We start from the raw sequence: 17255 nt of genomic DNA, 5'->3' as shown, positions 1-17255 counted from the left end.
TTGCTCAGCGGCCGGTGGGGGTTGGCGTGCCCAGCCTGGGGGCAGCGATAGTGATGAGTCCAATGCATTGTTGTCATGTAACCGATCGCGATTCACAATCGCTGCGTGAACCTCCAGCAACTGAATTACGTCGTCGCCGTGGCCGAGCTGGGCAACTTCACCCGCGCCGCTCAGCGCTGCTCGGTCGTCCAGTCGGCGTTGAGCCACCAGATCGCGAAACTGGAGCAGGAACTGGGCGCCCGGCTCTTCCACCGCACGAGCAGGTCGGTGGCATTGACGCCGGCGGGCGCGGCCTTCCTTCCCGCCGCGCGCGACTGCCTCGCCGCCGCGGAGCGGGCGCGGGCCGAGGTCTACGCGGCGACCGGAGAGATCCGCGGGCGGCTCGCCGTCGGCATGATCCCCACGGTGGCGGCCGTCGACGTCCCGGCGGTGCTGCGATCCTTCCACCAGCAACATCCGCAGGTGCGCATCAGTCTCGTCACCGCGGGCAGCACCGTCCTGGCCGACCAGGTCCGCGACGGCGCGCTCGACGTCGCGTTCCTGGGCCTGGCCGAGGACGTCGAGATCCCCCACCTCAACAGCCGGCCGCTCGCCCGCGACCCGCTGGCCGCACTGCTGGCGCCCGGCCACCCGCTCGCCGGGCGCCGCCGCATCCGGCTGGAGGCGATCGCCGCCGAGGAATTCGTGGACTTCCCCGCCGGCACCACCGGCCGCGTCCAGGCCGACCACGCCTTCCGCGCCGCCGGCCTGGAACGGACGGTCGCCTTCGAGGTCACCGACCCTCACATCATGGCGCGGCTGGTGACCGAAGGGCTCGGCGTCGCCCTCCTCGCCTCCGCCTACGCGGTACGGCTCCCCGGGGTGTCCGTCGTCCCCGTGGAGAACACCTCGCATCGTGTCGAGCACCTGATCTGGAGCCGGCTCGGCCCGACCCCGGCGGCGGGCGCCTTCATCACCCGCGCGATACGGCCCTAGCCACGCCACCGCCCGCCGTGGTCAGCGCGCGTTCCAGACGCCGCTGGCGGCGGTGCGCCGGGCGTACTCGCCGAAATCGGTGGGTGGACGGCCCACCGCCTGCTGCACCCCATCGGTCAGGTGCGCGTTGCGGCCGTCCAGGACGATGGTTGCGGGCGCCGAGCTTGGCCACGACCGCCGTGAGGATGTTGCGGACCGTCCCACGTGACAGGAACAGCCGCTCGGCGATCTCGGCGGGGTCGAGCCCGCCGGCGGCGAGCCGCAGCACTTCGAGCTCCCGCTCGGTCAGCGGCGCGGCGTCCGCCTCCAGCGCCGCGATGGCCAGCTGCGGATCGATCACCCGAAGGCCCCTCGCCACCTTGCGGATCGCCTCGGACAGCTCCTCCGGGGGAGCGTCCTTGAGGATGAAGCCGGACACCTTCGCGGCCATCGCCTTGCGCAGGTTCCCCGGTCGCGCCAGCCCGGTGAGGATCAGCATCCGGCATTCGGGCAGCCGCTCGCGCACCTCGACCGCGGCGGCCAGCCCGTCCTTGCCCGGCAGCCCGATGTCGATCACCACCACGTCGGGACGGTGCCGCAGCGCGGCCAGCAGGGCGCGGATCACCGCCACACTCCCGGCATCTGCCAAGTATCCACGACCATTCCCACAAACCGGCAGCACGGCCGCACTCACGCGCCGGTTCAGTGCTCCACCCGGCTCGGGACGCTTTCCTCGGCGAGTCGCCAGAGGCGTTCGAAGCGTTCCTTGCATTCGCGGGTGTAGTCGGTTCGTGTTCGCAGGCGGGTCATGAAGAAGCCGAGTTGAGGGTTGGAGGCAGGGACGACTTCATAGGCGACCTCCTCGTCGAAGAGGACGAAGTCGGTGGGAGTGTCGAGCTGGGTGGGAATCTGGTCGTAGCGGAGCACCTTGACCTCGATCCCGGCCCGGCGCTGCTCCTGAGCGATCGCCGGAAAGTCCAGGTCGTCGGAGTACCGGTCATCGTGACGGATGAACAGGCGACGGATGATCACTCCGCGGCCCTTGGCCTCGACCTGGGCCTTGAGGTAGCGCCGGCCGTGCTCGCTGGTCCAGAAGCCCCCGCTGAAGTTCTCCCCGGTGCCGTCGACCGTCGTGGTGCTCGTCGCGTCGAGGGTCTTCGTGGTGGCGCCGGTCAGCTGGAGAATCCAGTCGTGGTCCTCGCCGTCGCAGGTCACCTCGCGCTCACCCCGGCTGAGGCTGTCGATCAGGTCGGTGTCGGCCTTCACCACGAGCTCGGCGAACCGCCTGATCAGCGGCGGGCAGTCCTGGCCGAAGTTCACCACGGCCTCGCGGAACCGGGTGAAGGCCTCACGGTCCAGCGCCGAGTCGCCCAGTGCCTGCTGCCACTTGGCGGACTCGATGGCCAGGTCGGTGGCGCGCATCCACCGTTCGATCCCCTCGACCCGCTTGTCGAAGTCGACCAGCAGTTCGACCAGCATGACCACGCCGCCGATCAGAATCGACAGGGTGAGCGACTGGGCGATCGACTGGTCGGCGACGACGTTCGTGATGAGGAAGGCGAAGGCCCCGGCACCCGTGGCGCCGGTGATCTTTCTGATCACGGCGCCCGCGGTGAAGGACGGCCTCGGTTCACTCGACACACTCAACCACTCCCTCGATGTCCGGGGGCACCTCAAGCAGGGCCGCGTTTCTCACGTCGGACTCGAAGTGCGCGTTGCGGCGTACGAGTGCATCTCCGAGGAACGCGCCGGCAATGTAGTTACCCTCGTAGGTATAGCAGCGCTCGTCGAGCTCCCGCGGTTCGCGGATTGCAAAGGCGGACATGCTCCACCTGCCCGGTCGGTGCGCCCTTGATCCAAGATGCGCGCTCACGTATACCTTTCTACAAGGATTGTGGGATGTTCAAGGAGGACGATTCCCGATGCGCCCGGAAACCGATCTTGGCCAGGACTGGTCAATGAATTCGAGTTTCAACAGAGACGTCTCGTGGGACCGGATGGACTTGCCGGCCTACTGGCAGTCCAACTACCAGGATCCACACGGGGACGACCTGAGCTTCGTCGCAATGATCGCCGCCTTCATGATCGAGCACCTTCAGGGCAGAACCGGCCTCCAAGGCGTCGACGTCGGCACCGGCGCCAATCTCTATCCCGCTTTCTCCATGCTCCCCTTCTGCTCCGCACTGACACTGACCGACCTGTCTCCCTCCAGCATCGACTGGCTCACACGCGAGCTCGGCGGTTCGCTGGCGGCCTGGACCCCCTTCTGGGACGAGTTCGCCAAGATCCCCGCATACGCGGCCGCCGGCCCGTTGCACGAGGCAGTCGGGGCCCGCACCCGGATCGAGATCAAGCAGGCGTCGGTCTTCGACCTCCCCGACGAGCAGTGGGACGTCGGCACGATGTTCTTCGTCGCCGAATCCATATCCGGGGACCGTGAGGAGTTCAGAACGGCGCTCGCGAGATTCGTCGGCGCACTCCGACCGGGCGCCCCATTCGCGATGGCATTCATGGAGAACTCGCAAGGTTGGCGGGTCGGCGATCAAGAGTTTCCAGCCGTTCCAGTATCCGTCGCGGACGTCGTCGCTTCCATGCCTTTTTACACAGAACTCCACCGCGTGCACCGGCTGAGCGCAGCGGAAAAGCCGATCCGCTCGGGGTATACTGGGATGATCTTGGCCTGCGGTATCAAGAGATCACCTGAGAGCTGAGCACATGAGGATTCAGCCACGCGAAGAACTCCTGAACCTCTGGCGCTCCATCGTGAAGGTCTCACTCGACGGAGACAAGTGGCAATGGGGCGGCCGGTCCGAGCGGAATTCGATCGGCGATGCCGAGCAGCTCCTGTGCATCGTCTATCCGGCGTCGGTGATTCCCTATCTCCGCCTCGACCAGCCCGACGACACCGCCGACGACGTCCTCGAGGTGCTCCGGCCGCTCGGCGACGAGCTGGACATTCCCCAGCGCCTGGTCGAGTTGCTCATCGAGCACATCGAGTACTACACCGGGAGCGACGGCCCGACCTTCGCCGGAGGCAGCTACTTCAAGAGCGCCAAGGACGGCGTCGAACCCACTCCGGAGCAGATGCGAATCGACGTCGTGGACTCGTTCTCAATGGCGGTCACGCTGATGCTGAGCACGCTTTCACTCGTCCGCGGCTTCGGCGACATGGTCCTGAGCCCCGCGATCGAAAGCCGCCTGCGCCACCTCGAGCGGATCGCGAACGCCCGGCTGACCGCCGCGCTGGTGGGCCTGGTGCGCAGCTTCGTCATCAACGTCTTCACGCCCGACTCCAGCGAAGGCCGGATCCTGCTCGACACGGTGAACCGGACCGATCGCTCGAATCGCCAGGTCGCCGAGGAACTCCGCTCGTCGCTCCAGGAGATCCGAGCCTCCCTCGGGGACGTGATCTCCGGTCTGGAGCAGCAGCGCGTCGCCGAACTGATCGAGAACCGCAACCGGCTGTTCGAGATCGGATGGACCTGGGGCGTCGCCGAGGACGCCCCGGAGGTGGACATCGCCCCCTCGGTGACGAACCAGCGCACCGGCGTCGCGCGGAGCGTGCCCTTCCTCTACTTCACGGTGAACGCCATGGACGGCATCGCCGACCTGTTCTCCGGGCGCACGGCCGTTCTCGGCCTCCTCAACGAGGAGCAGCAACGCCTCGCCGGCGCGCTCAGGCTGCGGTGGGAACTCACTCTGGGGTACTGGAGCACGATCGCGTCCTTCGGCGAAACCGGCAGGTCGCCGCTGGAAGACCTGCCGTGGCGCACCACTGATGACTGGGAGTCCGACCATTTCAGTCTGCTCATCACCTCCCTGATGCTGCAGAACCAAGAGCTCCGTGGCGCGAGCACCATGGAACTCCCCCGGCTGGCGGAGATTTTCGTGAAGCTCGGGGAGCGCAACCGCGTGACCACCCGGGCCACGCGGGACGATCCCGCGATCCGGTACCACACGCCGGGGACGGAGATCCAGCTCGACGGCGGGATGAGCGACGGGCCCGGCCTGCTCTGGCAGCTCACCGACTTCTCGCCGCTGCTGCTCAAGAACGTCCTACGGCTGGCCAAGCTGTGCGGAGACGCCGACCTGCGGGAAGACCTCGTCCAGACCGCGGACGAGATCTGGAGCCACATCCTTCGGCGCCGGATCGAACACTCGATCAACGCGGGGCTCTGGGACGACGCGGCGAACGTCTTCGAGGGCCTCAAGAAGCACAACGACCGCCCGTCGTGGTACTTCACCGAACGGGTCGTCGAGTGCATCGTCATGGCGATCAACCTCATCGAGGCTCCGCTCCCGCGCAGCGGGAGCATGCACGCCTACGCTCGCAGCATCCTCAGCGAGACGGACTACGTCTTCGACCAGGAGCTTCTTCAAGCCAATGTGGTCGATCGGGGAGCGCTGCGCACCCAGTTGGAGGAAGCGCGGCTCAACCTCGCCCACGCCCACGAGATCGCTTCACAGCGGCCCGCCACCGCCATCGCCATCGCGATGGACATCCTGCGCATGCTGGAGAGGATCGGCGTAGCCCGGCAGAACGCCGCGGAAGGGACCGGTTGACGTGCTCGTCATCGCCACGTCCGACAAAGGCGGCACCGGGCGCTCGGTCACCACATGCAACGTCGCCTACCGACGGGCGATCCAGGGCGATGACGTCTGCTACCTCGACTTCGACTTCGGCTCGCCGACCGCGGGAGCGATCTTCGGGATCGAGCGGATGGCCCACGGAACCCAGGGCGAGGACGGGCTTCATCGGTATCTGCAGGGCAAGACGGTGACGCCGTGCCACGTCGACATATGGTCGGAGAGCCGCCGGCCCCCGGGCACCGGTCCCCGTCCGACGGGCGCCGGACGCCTCGTCCTGTACCCCGGTGACCTGGGCGGGGGCGAGTTCACCGCCAAGCCCGAGGTCATCGAGCGCTGCGCCGACCTGCTGCTGCTACTGCAGAGCCAGTTCTCGGTGATCTTCATCGACCTGAGCGCCGGGCGGTCGCACGCGGCGGAGATGATCCTCACCGTCACGGCGCGGGAGAAGCGGATCTCGGACGTGCGCTGGCTGGTCTTCCACCGCTGGACCAGGCAGCACATCTCGGCCGCGGCCGACCTGGTGTTCGAGGATCGCGGGCTGCTGGAGTTCGGCAGCCTGTTCGGCCACGATCGCACCGCACTGCGCCGATGCATCCGCTTCGTCAGGACGGCGGTGATCGACCCGAGGAGCGACCAGGGACTGCTGGGGCTGCGCGCCGAGCAGGAGGCCTGGTTGCGCCAAGTCGACAAAGGCCTCAACGAACAGGCCAACGCCGCGGGTCTGGGCCGCACCTCCGTGATCGCGACGGTGCCCGTCGACCCGGTGCTGCAGTGGCGGGAACAGCTCATCGCCGACGAGGACGTCTACGCCGAGATCGCCAACGACGGCACCGTCGAGGCGTTCGCCGAGCTCGCCGCGAATCTGGACGACCCGGCGGCATGGGGCCGGATATGACGGAACCCGAGTTGCAGGTCGACGTCCTCACCAGCCGGCCCCGCGTGGAGCTGGTGCCGCGCTCGCACCTGTCGCTCGAGCTCGGCCACCTCTACATGGAGGACCTGCAGGACGGTCCGGAGGCCCTGCGCCGCCAGTTCGCACGGATCAGCCCATGGGCGGGCTTCGTCCGCGCTCGGTACACGGCGCCCCGGCGGATCAGCACCTGCTTCCTGGTCGACGACTACTTCAGCCAGGTCGCCTCGCCCAAGGAGCTCGTGCCCGAACTGCTCGACGCGGCACACGGCGCCGGGCTCGGCATCGACTATCTGGTGCGGGAGTCCGCGTGCGCGTCCACTGGCGCAGTGTCTCCGGCGGAGCTCGTCCTGGGACGCATCGTCTCCGACCCCCCGCAGGGCGGCAACGGCCTCCGCCCACCGGTTCACCTGACCGGCTGGGTCTCCAACAGCCGCGACAGGCTCAGACCTGACGGGTTGGACGAGGCACTCGCCACCCGCGCCTGGCGCCCTCCCGAGCAGAACGGCGCCCGGAGCCACTCCATCTGCATGGAGGTCCAGCTCTGGGACGAAGCGGGCGGTCGGCGGCGGTGGTCGTGCGCGCTGCTTTCGGCGGTCTGGCAACTGCTCCGGCTGGGACTGCTCCGCCACGAGGGCAGGCCCGTGATCTCACCCGCGCGGTGGACGGCCGAGTACCCGGACCGCTGGGAGGATCTTCCGCCGCTGGTTCAGCTCGCCGACGACGCGCAGCCGTTCGCCGCGTTCCACACGATGTCGGTGCTCGATACCCGGTTCGCCGACGTGGAGGCCGCCGCGCGGACCGTCCTCGACCAGGTCGCCGTCGATCCGGCCGTCGCCGAGCAGACCGCCGCCCACGCCGCGGCCCAGAAGATCGAGCTACCCGGTGACGTCGTCGGCAGGATCTCTCATGTCTTCAGCGACGGCTGGTGAGAGCGCCCTCTCCATCGGAGAGATCCGGACGGGCCTCCTCGGGCACTCCGCACAGCTGTCCCTGGAGGAGGCGGTCAGGCTGCTCGACCTGGTGCCCGGCGAGCAGGCACGGTACGCCGCGCGTCCGCGCGCCTACGCGGTCTCGCCCCAGCGGCTGACCGGCATCGACTGCTTCATGCCTTCGCGCTCGGGACGCCGCGTCCGGGGCGTCGGCACGTTCGCGACACGGGTCACCCTGACGGGCGGCCTGATCGTTCAGTCCTGCTCGCACACCACGCTCGTGCCGTCGTCCCAGCAGTACCGGCGGGCATGGTCGCATTACCTGGCCAGCCCCGGCGTGGTCGAATACCTGGGCCGGCTGCGCCTGGAGGACGCGGCCGCGGGTTTCGCCCAGGCCGAGCACGGCCACCTGAACATCGAGATGGGGCGTACCGCCGAGTCCACGATCTTCAACGTCCAGCGGTCGAGGCTGCTCGACGGCAGGCAGCCGCTGCGCGCTCCGCTGGGGCGGTGGAGGTGGGCGCTGCAGCCCGTCCGGGAGGACGCCGGCCCCGGCCTCTACCGCTTCACCGTCCTGCCGGAAGGCACCCGCCTGATCCGGCTCTCGGTCGTCTGGCCGAACGTGTCCGACCTGCTCGACCTGGTCGAGGACCTGGCGCTGCACGATTGGCTGCTCGACTTCGTCACCCGCCAGATCGAGCGGGCGCGGCCCGGCTCCGGGGATCTGGACCGAACGATCCGGCACATCGGACCCGTCATCGACCACTTGCTTCACCACTGGATGCCCAAGGCCCGAGTCCAGCCCGGCCTGTTCGGGCTGTGGGACGACTTCGACCGTTTCCAGGGCCTGACCCGGCAGTGGGACCTGACCATCAACCGGATCCGCGACCAGGTAGCCCTCAACAGCCTCCGCCTGGCCCTGCGAACAGACCGGCGCGAATGGTCGGAAATGGCCTGAGCGCGGGGTAGTGCTGTGGCACTAAGCCTCTGGCACCTGTACGGCCTGGTGGGGTGGGCGTCAGGGTGAGCCTTGTCCTTGCCGGAGCTGTGGGGGTGGCCGTGGAAGTGCGACTGCTGGGTTCGGTGACTGCGCGGTTCGGGGAAAGCGAAGCGGTATTGAGGTCCGGGCGGGCGCAAGGGATGCTGGCGATGCTGGCCTGGGAACCGAACCAGATAATTCCCGACGCCGCGCTGATCGACCGGATCTGGGACGAGTCGCTCCCCCGGCATCCGCAGGCGGCGCTTTACACACTTGCGGCGCGGTTGCGGGCGGCGTTCGCCGAGGCGTCCGGGGACGCCGCCGAGCGGGAGCGCGTGATTCGGCGGTGCGGAGGATATGTGCTGGTCGCCGCTCCCGAGGACATCGACGTCCACCGTTTCCGAAGCGCCGTCGGGCAGGCTCGCGAGAATGTCTGGAATGGCGCGGACGCAATGGCCGTCCGCCTTCTCGACAGCGCGCTCGGGATGTGGCGGGGCGCGCAGCTCACCGGAATCACCGGTGCGTGGGCGGACCGGGTCCGCATGACGCTGGACCAGGAAAGGCTCGCGGCGGTGCTCGCCTGCGCCGAGGCGAGGCTCCGGCTGGGGCGGCACGCCGAAACGGTGCCGCTGCTCGCCGGGCTCGCCGACGAACATCCCTTGGACGAACAGATCGCGGGCCTGCTGATGGTCGCGTTGTACCGCTGCGGACGGCAGGGCGAAGCGCTCGAACGCTATACGACGGTTCGCACACGGCTGATCGGGACGCTCGGCGTGGAGCCGGGAGCCTCGATCAGCGAACTTCATCGGCGCATTCTGCACGGCGACCTCTCGCCCGTCGCGTCGCGAATCGCCGGTGTCGATTGAGCGGTGACCGGCGCCTCGCATGCCCGCCGAGCCGGCGCTCGGGCCGGCTCGGCGGGCATGGGAACGGGAGAGGGGTCAGCACTTGCCGACGAGCTGAGTGCGGTCCCACCGCCCGCCGACGTGCCAGACCTTCTTCTTCCCCTTGGTCTTGGCGTTGACGCGGATGCAGGTGGTCTTGTAGTTGGGCTTACCGGTGGTCCACGTGCGGACCTTGATGTAGCCCTTGTGGCTGCAGTGGTTGTTGAAGTAGATGGTCGTGGACTGCTTGCCGGGCGCGAAGGAGATGTTGAGCTTCTTGCCCTTGGGCTTGGAGCACTTCCGGCTCATCCGCTTGACGGCGGCCGCGGCGGCCGCGGTATCGGCCTGCTTGGCCGCGGTCTGCGTCGCCGGGGCCGCCGGGGCGGCCTGGGCGGTCGCGACCATGGCGGGGGTGGCCGCCATGGTGAGTGCCAGTCCGGGCACGGCCACCATTCGGGCCAGTTTCTGGTACCGCATCTCGCACACCTTTCTCGCGTGTGAACTGACGTACGCGAGAAGTGTCGCGAGGTGTCCTGTCCTTTTACTGTCCCTTTCCTGTCCCGGTGCTGTTCCCGTCCTGTCCCGGTTCTTTCACGGATCTGTCGGCGCTGGCGGCGGTGGCGGTTCGTCCGTGCGCAGCCAGCGGGCCATGGCGGCGCCGCGCGTGTCGACCGCGAGTTTCGCGAATATGCGGTTCACATGGTTCTTCACGGTGAATTCGGAGATGAACAGGTCGCGGGCGATCTCGGCATTGGTGCGGCCCCGGGCGATGAGGTCCATGACCGCGCTCTCGCGGGGTGTGAGACCGAATCCGGCGTGGTCCGGCGCGGGCGTCCCAGCGGGCTGCGTCCGGCGGAACGCCGCCACGACGGCCATGCTCGCCTCGGGCGACAGCGGGTTGTCCCGCCCGCCGACCGTGTCCCGGATGGCGGCGACGAGCTCGGGCATGTCGAAGGCGCCGTGGACGAGGTACCCCGACGCGCCGTTCCGGATCGCGTCGCCGATCACCGCTGCGTCGGTGTCGTAGGAGAGCATCAGGACCTTGGCGATCCGGCTGAGCGGCCCGGCGGCGGCCACGCCGTCCAGCACCGGCATGCGCACGTCGAGGAGGACGATGTCCGGACGCAGGCGTCCGGCCAGCTCGATCGCGTGCCGTCCGTCCACCGCCTCGCCGACCACGTCGATGCCGTCGGCCCGAAGCAGCGTGACGAGCCCGCTGCGGACGATCGGATTGTCCTCGACGACCAGGACCCGAATCTGCGGCAACGCCCCACCCGCCGCACGCCGCCCGTGCGCAGTCACCGCACCGCTCCCGGCGAGACGGTTGGTGCTGCTTCTGGTGAGGCGTTCGGTGTTGGTCGGTGGTCGGTGGTCGGGATTTGGAGGGTTATGGTCGTGCCCTGGTCGGGGGTGCTGTCCACGGTGAGTCGTCCGCCGATTCGGTGTGCTCGTTCGCGCATGCCGATCAGGCCGTAGTGGCCGTCCCGCGCCAGTAGGTCCAGGCGGTCGCCCGCGGGCGGCGCGAAACCCCGGCCGTCGTCGCGGACGACCAGCGTTGACGCGGCGGCGTCGCGGGTCACCGTGACGTGTCGCGCGTCCGCGTGCCGCTCGACGTTGGCGAGCGCCTCCCGGACGATCGAGACGATCTCGTACCGGACGGCCGCCGTCTCGTGGTCGCCGTCCGGTCCTCCCGGGAGCCGGGTCACCGCGGCGATGCCGGTCCGCGCGCTCCACTCCGCGACGACGGCGGCGAGCGCGCCGTCCAGCGGCTGCTGGTAGACGTCGTCGCGCAGGTCGGTCAGCAGGCCGCGGGCCTGGCTGGCGGCGACCCGGAGCCCGGCGACGACGGCGCGGGCGTCCGTCTCGGCCTGCTCGGGCGACCGGCGCACCCAGATCGGCAGCGCCTCGGCCGTCATGCTGATCCCCTGCAGCGTCTTGGCGAGCGAGTCGTGCATCTCGCGGGCCAGCCGGGCGCGCTCCTCCGCCGTCGCCAGCGCCGCCGCGGCGTGCCGATGCCGTTCTTCGAGGTCGGCGTAGTCGTCGAGGAACCGGCGCAGCGCCACCCCGGCGCACGCCGCGAGGGGATAGCACGCGGGCAGCCCGATCAAGGCCCCGGACGCGGCCTCCCCGCCCGCGGCGGCGGCGAAGAACAGCGCCGTCTGGGCGGCGCAGATGACCAGCACCGCCCGCCATTCGTACAGGACCCCGGCGATGGCGGACGTGAGGACGGTGACCAGGAAGTACGGGCCGAGCGCCCCGCCCGAGACCAGCACCGGGCACATGAGCAGGGCGTCCAGGCACCACAGCGTCGGATGGCGCAGCAAGAGGGAGAGGACGCCGCGCCAGGCCAGGCAGGCGACGGCCGTCCCGGCGCCCACGGCCGCGACCGCGACCATGAGGGACGCGTCGCGCCAGTCGTCCGGGACGAGCATGACCGTCATGGCCAGGACCAGCCCGCGCAGCACCAGGAGCACGCGAAAGGCGACGCCGAGCCGCTCGCGGTCGGGAGCCGCGCCCGCGTCGCCGGGTTCCCTGACGGTCAGCACTTGGGTGGGGTGCAGACGCGCATCAGATCGGAATTCCTGAACAGCTCTTCGATTCCTTCCGGGTTTTTGATCTGGAACGAATGCCCCTGGACCGCGCCGGTCATCTGTTTCAGCCCCGGGTCGATTCCGGCGCCGAAAGCGACGACCACGAAGACGACCGGACGCGCGGGATCGATCTGCTGCCGCAGCCTTGCCAGCGCCTTTCCGAATTGCGCGGACGGGCGGGCGTCCGCGCCCATCGCGCTGAGCACCAGCACCACGTTGAGCTGATCGGCGTCGTATCGGTGCTTCATCTCCTGATAGGCCGCGACCACCGAGTCGTAAACGGCTCCCCCGCCGCCGCGCTGCGGCCGGATCGCGTTCAGCTGTTTCTCCAGGAAGAGCCGGTGGGTGGTGCCCATCCGGGTGCGGCTGCCGAGTTCGCCGATCCCGACGATCGGACGGTGCGCGCGGCGCGTGCCCCGTGCGCCGGGATTCTGCGCGCCCGACGTCGTCCACAGCCCGAACTCGGAGTCGTCCCCGACCAGGTTGAGGCCCCTGTTCAGGGAGACCAGCATGGCGTCCAGGCGGTTGCCGCCGGGGCCGATGGCGCCGCGCCAGGCCGCGCCGGTCATGGCCGCGCCCGCCGGACCGGACGGGTCGACCAGCGCGAGCACGTTGATCTCCTGCTTGAAGCTCCGCCACGTCTCCTGGACCCAGGACGCCGCACCCGGGCTCGCCACCGCCTGGATCCGGGGCAGCGGCGTGGACAGGCCCCCTCGCCCCGCGCCGCCCGAGCCGGCCGCGCCGCCCGCGTCGGCCACTGCGGAGCGCAGGCCGCGGCGGTTCAGCTCCGTGACGCCTGCGGGAGCGCGAAGCGCCCGGAGGAATTCGTCCGCGCGGCGCTGCCTGCCGAGGTCCGCCGTGGTGACGGTGAAGGGGAAGTCCAGCGCGGGCGTGCCGGACGACGGGTACACCGTGCCGGGAACCCCGGCCCGTCCGGTGGCGCCCCAGCGCAACGCCTGCTGTTCCGAGACGACGGCGACCTGGGCGGACGCGCCCTGCGCGGGCCCGTTCAGCACGGCGGCGGGGTCCTGGCCCGGCTCCAGGATCTCGATCGTGCGCAGCGTGCCCGCGAACCTCTTGAGCGTGCTGAAGCCGTGCCCGTTCCCTATGGAGTTCTGCAGCGCGAGGAGGGAGGCCATTCCGGTCGCCGTCCGCGCGGGGTCGGGCATCCGGATCAGCAGGTCGTTCCCCGCCTCGGGCCGCTCGCCGCCCGTCCCGCCGGGGAGGAGCCCTGCCCACGTCCGGCCTTTCCGCCCGGGAGAGCCCGCCGGGGGAAAGGCGAATACCAGTGGTGATACGGCCACGGAGACCGAGCGGCCGAGGACGGTGCGTCCGGACGGACCGCTCCGGGCGAGGTCCAGCCACAGCTCGGAGTCCGGAATCCAGACGTCGGGGACGCCCCGCCCGGCGGCCAGCGCGGCCGCCGTGTCGGCGGACGCCTCCGGCACGACCCGCACGCCGGCGCAACCGCCGAACCCCTGCCGCGCGGCGATCGAGGACGCGGCGTCCGCGATCGCCGGATCGGCCTTCACCACCAGGGTCGCGCCGCCGGATTCGCATTCCTCGCCATTCGCGATGAGCGCCCAGCCGCCGCCTCCGAGGAGGAGCCCGGCCCCGAGCGCGATGGCCGCGGCGACACTGATCCGGTCGCGCCGGGAGGCGCGCGACCGTGCGGTGCTCGGATCCATCATGAGCCGTCCTTGGTGCTGGGAAGCCCGAAGCCGGAGGCGTCGCGGACCAAACGGGCGCTCGACCCACTTCCGTCAGCCGAACGCAACCATAACTGTAGCGATCCGGTTAATCCCGAATTCTGCTATGACGCCGCCGGTGACCAACCGCCGAACCGCATTTCGGCTGATCACATCAGCGCGCCACGTTATGGACCGTTGTAATTGTCCAAGCCGTCCAGAAAGGCGATGGCGGCCACCATCTGTAGCGACTTGCGCACCCAATGTTCGCGGCGCGCCGTCGGGTCGCGGCCTTCAATTTCAGTCTCGAAGAAGCTCGAAGAAGAGAGGCCGGCGACGACCGTCCGTCCCGGTGGTGAGGGCCTGTCGGCGGCGGTCATCGTCCCGCTGCCGCCGCTCGCCTTCGCGGCGCCGCCGCGCCGCCGGGAGGGCTGAGCGCGTCCTTCTCGTCACCGTCCGCAGCGGCACTATTCCAAGTTCCCAAACATTCATGACCAAGACTGGCAGACAGCGCAAAGCGGAAGCGGCCGCGCGCGTGGCAGAATTAACTTGATGTCGAGATACCCGACGCCGTCCGCTCGCCCGCGCCCGCACTGGCGGACGCCCCGCGGCGCGCTGCCCGTTCCGGCGCCCGCAGGCCGCTGACGTGCGACAGATGTGAGGTGGTTGTCATGATCGTTGGAGTCCTCAAGGAGGATCCGCCCGGGGAGCGGCGGGTGGCGGTGACACCGGACACCGTCACCCAACTGCAGAAGCTCGGGTACGAAGTGGTCGTCGAGCCCGGCGCCGGAGCCGGGTCGGGCTTCCCCGACGACCGGTACGAGGCCGCGGGCGCCGCCATCGGGGACGCGGCCGCCGCGGACGTGGTGCTGGGCGTCAACCCGCCCTCGCCCGAGCGGCTGGACGCGCTGCGACCGGGCACCACGCTGATCGGCATGCTGAACCCCCGGTTCCAGCCGGAGCTGGTGGACGACCTCGCCGGACGTCCGATCACCGCGCTGTCCCTGGACGCGGTGCCGCGGATCTCCCGCGCGCAGTCGTTCGACGTGCTCTCCTCGATGGCCAATATCGCCGGGTACCGGGCCGTGATCGAGGCCGCGAACGAGTTCGGGCGGTTCTTCACCGGCCAGGTCACCGCGGCGGGCAAGGTGCCGCCGGCGAAGGTGCTGGTCGCGGGGGCCGGCGTCGCGGGGCTCGCGGCGATCGGCGCGGCGGGCAGCCTGGGCGCGATCGTCCGGGCCACCGATCCGCGGCCGGAGGTCGCCGACCAGGTGCGCTCGCTCGGCGGCGACTACCTCGCCGTCGCCGAGCCCGCGGCGGACGACTCTCCAGGCACCGGTTACGCCAAGGAGATGTCGGACGACTACAACGTCCGCGCCGCCGCGCTCTACGCCGACCAGTGCCGCGAGGTCGACATCGTCGTCACCACCGCGCTCATCCCCGGCAGGCCCGCGCCGAAGCTGATCACCGCCGAGATGGTCGCGACGATGCGGCCCGGCTCGGTGATCGTCGACATGGCCGCGGCCAACGGCGGCAACGTCGAGGGCACGGTCCCCGGCGAGCGCGTGGTCACCGCGAACGGCGTGATCATCCTCGGGTACACCGACCTGGCCGGACGGCTGCCCGCGCAGGCGTCCCAGCTGTACGGCACCAACCTGCTCAACCTGATGAAGCTGATGACCCCGCAGCGGGACGGCGTGCTCGTCCTGGACTTCGACGACGTCGTGCAGCGCTCGATGACCGTCGTCCGCGAGGGCGAGCTCACCTGGCCGCCGCCCCCGGTGGCGGTGTCGGCGGCGCCCGCGGCCGCCCAGCCGGCGCAGCGGGACGCCGACGCGCCCGCCCCGTCCGGCAAGGCGAACCCGGCCCTGCGCCGGCTCGGCGCCGCCGCCGCGGCCGCCGCCACGTTCGGCCTCATCGCGGTCTCGCCCGCCGCCCTGCAAGTGCATCTGACCGTGTTCGCGCTGGCCATCGTGATCGGCTACTACGTCATCGGGAACGTGCACCACGCGCTGCACACCCCGCTGATGTCGGTGACCAACGCGATCTCCGGGATCATCGTGGTCGGCGCGCTGCTGCAGATCGGCACGGGGAACGCGGCGATCACCGTGCTCTCGCTCGCGGCGATCCTGCTCGCGAGCATCAACGTCTTCGGCGGATTCGCGGTCACCCGCCGCATGCTCGCCATGTTCGTCAGGAGCTAGGCGATGACGATCGCAACCACGGCGACCGCCGCGTACATCGTCGCGGCGCTGTTCTTCATCCGCGCGCTGGCCGGGCTCTCCCGGCACGAGTCCGCCCGCCTGGGCAACACCTACGGCATGCTCGGCATGGCGGTGGCGCTCGTCGCGACCGTCGCGCTCACCATCGACGGCGACATCGGCGTCCCCGCGTTCGCGCTGCTCGTGGCCGCGGTCGCGGCCGGCGCGGTGATCGGCCTGAACCGGGCCAGGGCGGTGGAGATGACCGCGATGCCCGAGCTCATCGCGCTGCTGCACAGCTTCGTCGGGCTGGCCGCCGTCCTGGTCGGCTGGAGCGGCTACCTGCACGTCGAGCACCACCCGGAGGGGGCGGAGGCGGCCGAGCTCGCCCGCGAGGACATGCTCGGCATCCACAGCGCCGAGGTCTTCATCGGCGTCTTCATCGGCGCCGTCACCCTCACCGGCTCGATCGTGGCGTTCGGCAAGCTGTCGGGCAGGCTGAAGTCCGCGCCGCTGATGCTGCCGGGCAAGAACCTGCTCAACGTCGCGGCGCTCGTCGCCTTCGTCGGGCTCACCGTCGCCTTCGTCGCCGACCCGCGGCCGTGGTCGCTCGTCGCGGTCACCGCGGTGGCGCTGCTGCTCGGCTGGCACCTGGTCGCCTCCATCGGCGGCGGCGACATGCCGGTCGTGGTGTCCATGCTGAACAGCTACTCCGGCTGGGCGGCCGCCGCGTCCGGGTTCCTGCTCGGCAACGACCTCCTGATCATCGTCGGCGCGCTGGTGGGCGCCTCGGGCGCCTACCTGTCGGCCATCATGTGCAAGGCGATGAACCGCTCGTTCCTCTCGGTCATCGCGGGCGGCTTCGGCCTCGAGGCGCCCGCCGCGTCCGGCGGCGACCAGGGCCGGCACCGGGAGATCACCGCCGACGAGACCGCCGAGGCGCTCGCCGCGGCCTCCTCGGTGATCATCGTTCCCGGCTACGGCATGGCCGTCGCGCAGGCGCAGGCCCCGGTCGCCGCGCTGACCGCGCGGCTGCGCGACCGCGGCGTCCAGGTCAGGTTCGGCATCCATCCGGTCGCCGGACGCCTGCCCGGCCACATGAACGTGCTGCTCGCCGAGGCGAAGGTGCCCTACGACCTGGTGCTGGAGATGGACGAGATCAACGACGACTTCGGCGCCGCCGACGTGGTCCTGGTCATCGGCGCCAACGACATCGTCAACCCCGCCGCCGAGGAGGACCCGGCGAGCCCGATCGCGGGCATGCCCGTCCTGGAGGTCTGGAACGCGCAGCAGGTCGTCGTGTTCAAGCGCTCGATGGCCACCGGGTACGCGGGCGTCCAGAACCCGCTCTTCTTCCGCGACAACACCCACATGCTCTTCGGCGACGCGAAGGAACGAGTCGACGACATCCTCCAGGCCCTCAAGACCCTCACACCCGCGGTCGACCGCCCCAAGGCCGCCGCGCGATCCTGATCACCGCAGCGCACCGGCCGGACGCCGCGATCCGCGGGAGTTGATCGGATCGG

General features: G+C 70.1%; 17 protein-coding genes. 9 read left to right on the top strand and 8 right to left on the bottom strand.

The window, feature by feature from the left end; all coding sequences use genetic code 11:
• The first annotated feature begins 105 nt into the window (after positions 1-105).
• Positions 106-975, top strand: a complete 870-nt coding sequence (locus ACH35V_RS04110) for a LysR family transcriptional regulator (RefSeq protein ID WP_395970159.1) — start codon at positions 106-108, stop codon at positions 973-975.
• On the opposite strand, the gene ACH35V_RS04105 is transcribed toward ACH35V_RS04110, so the two are convergent.
• From ACH35V_RS04105 to ACH35V_RS04095, 3 genes are all read right to left on the bottom strand, one after another.
• Complete coding sequence (locus tag ACH35V_RS04105) at positions 953-1579, bottom strand: DNA-binding response regulator (protein WP_395970158.1); 627 nt, start codon at positions 1577-1579, stop codon at positions 953-955. The genes ACH35V_RS04110 and ACH35V_RS04105 overlap by 23 nt on opposite strands.
• Positions 1580-1656: 77 nt before the next feature.
• Complete coding sequence (locus ACH35V_RS04100) at positions 1657-2595, bottom strand: DUF6879 family protein (RefSeq protein ID WP_395970157.1); 939 nt, start codon at positions 2593-2595, stop codon at positions 1657-1659.
• On the bottom strand, positions 2585-2827 hold the full coding sequence (locus ACH35V_RS04095; RefSeq protein WP_395970156.1) for a hypothetical protein: 243 nt from the start codon (positions 2825-2827) through the stop codon (positions 2585-2587). The genes ACH35V_RS04100 and ACH35V_RS04095 overlap by 11 nt, the downstream gene beginning before the upstream one ends.
• 49 nt (positions 2828-2876) lie before the next feature.
• Here ACH35V_RS04095 and ACH35V_RS04090 point away from each other — a divergent pair, with 49 nt between their 5' ends.
• The 6 genes from ACH35V_RS04090 (at position 2877) to ACH35V_RS04065 (ending at position 9231) form a co-directional block, all read left to right on the top strand.
• The gene (locus tag ACH35V_RS04090; protein ID WP_395970155.1) at positions 2877-3665 is read left to right on the top strand and encodes an SCO2525 family SAM-dependent methyltransferase; all 789 of its coding nucleotides are present in this window, start codon (positions 2877-2879) and stop codon (positions 3663-3665) included.
• A 4-nt stretch (positions 3666-3669) separates the two neighbouring features.
• Positions 3670-5517, top strand: coding sequence for an SCO2524 family protein (locus tag ACH35V_RS04085; RefSeq protein WP_395970154.1), 1848 nt, complete (start codon positions 3670-3672; stop codon positions 5515-5517).
• A gap of 1 nt (position 5518) precedes the next feature.
• A complete protein-coding gene (locus ACH35V_RS04080; protein WP_395970153.1) occupies positions 5519-6439 on the top strand; it encodes an SCO2523 family variant P-loop protein in 921 nt (306 codons plus the stop codon).
• Positions 6436-7386, top strand: a complete 951-nt coding sequence (locus tag ACH35V_RS04075; protein WP_395970152.1) for an SCO2522 family protein — start codon at positions 6436-6438, stop codon at positions 7384-7386. Before ACH35V_RS04080 ends, ACH35V_RS04075 begins: the two co-directional genes overlap by 4 nt.
• Positions 7364-8344, top strand: a complete 981-nt coding sequence (locus ACH35V_RS04070) for an SCO2521 family protein (RefSeq protein WP_395970151.1) — start codon at positions 7364-7366, stop codon at positions 8342-8344. Before ACH35V_RS04075 ends, ACH35V_RS04070 begins: the two co-directional genes overlap by 23 nt.
• 95 nt (positions 8345-8439) lie before the next feature.
• Entirely contained in the window at positions 8440-9231 is a 792-nt protein-coding gene (locus tag ACH35V_RS04065; protein WP_395970150.1) for a BTAD domain-containing putative transcriptional regulator, read from the top strand.
• A gap of 75 nt (positions 9232-9306) precedes the next feature.
• Here the strand turns inward: ACH35V_RS04065 and ACH35V_RS04060 are convergent, their stop codons facing one another.
• From ACH35V_RS04060 to ACH35V_RS04040, 5 genes are all read right to left on the bottom strand, one after another.
• A complete protein-coding gene (locus ACH35V_RS04060; RefSeq protein WP_395970149.1) occupies positions 9307-9726 on the bottom strand; it encodes a hypothetical protein in 420 nt (139 codons plus the stop codon).
• 114 nt (positions 9727-9840) lie between these two features.
• Positions 9841-10515: a response regulator gene (locus ACH35V_RS04055; RefSeq protein ID WP_395970148.1), complete on the bottom strand. Its 675-nt coding sequence runs from the start codon at positions 10513-10515 to the stop codon at positions 9841-9843.
• Positions 10516-10547: 32 nt separating this feature from the next.
• The gene (locus ACH35V_RS04050) at positions 10548-11795 is read right to left on the bottom strand and encodes a sensor histidine kinase (protein WP_395970147.1); all 1248 of its coding nucleotides are present in this window, start codon (positions 11793-11795) and stop codon (positions 10548-10550) included.
• Positions 11789-13531, bottom strand: coding sequence for a substrate-binding domain-containing protein (locus ACH35V_RS04045; RefSeq protein ID WP_395970146.1), 1743 nt, complete (start codon positions 13529-13531; stop codon positions 11789-11791). The genes ACH35V_RS04050 and ACH35V_RS04045 overlap by 7 nt, the downstream gene beginning before the upstream one ends.
• A 185-nt stretch (positions 13532-13716) precedes the next feature.
• Positions 13717-13908: a hypothetical protein gene (locus ACH35V_RS04040; protein WP_395970145.1), complete on the bottom strand. Its 192-nt coding sequence runs from the start codon at positions 13906-13908 to the stop codon at positions 13717-13719.
• Positions 13909-14199: 291 nt separating this feature from the next.
• Between ACH35V_RS04040 and ACH35V_RS04035 the strand changes: the two genes are divergently transcribed.
• Entirely contained in the window at positions 14200-15732 is a 1533-nt protein-coding gene (locus tag ACH35V_RS04035) for a Re/Si-specific NAD(P)(+) transhydrogenase subunit alpha (protein ID WP_395970144.1), read from the top strand.
• 3 nt (positions 15733-15735) lie between these two features.
• Positions 15736-17202, top strand: coding sequence for a Re/Si-specific NAD(P)(+) transhydrogenase subunit beta (pntB, locus tag ACH35V_RS04030; protein WP_395970143.1), 1467 nt, complete (start codon positions 15736-15738; stop codon positions 17200-17202).
• Positions 17203-17255: the final 53 nt, after the last annotated feature.

The sequence above is a fragment of the Actinomadura sp. 1N219 genome (assembly GCF_044326405.1).
In the GTDB taxonomy this organism is placed as follows: domain Bacteria; phylum Actinomycetota; class Actinomycetes; order Streptosporangiales; family Streptosporangiaceae; genus Spirillospora.
The sequence above is the reverse complement of the archived record's forward strand: the minus strand, read 5'-3'. Positions and strand labels throughout refer to the sequence as shown.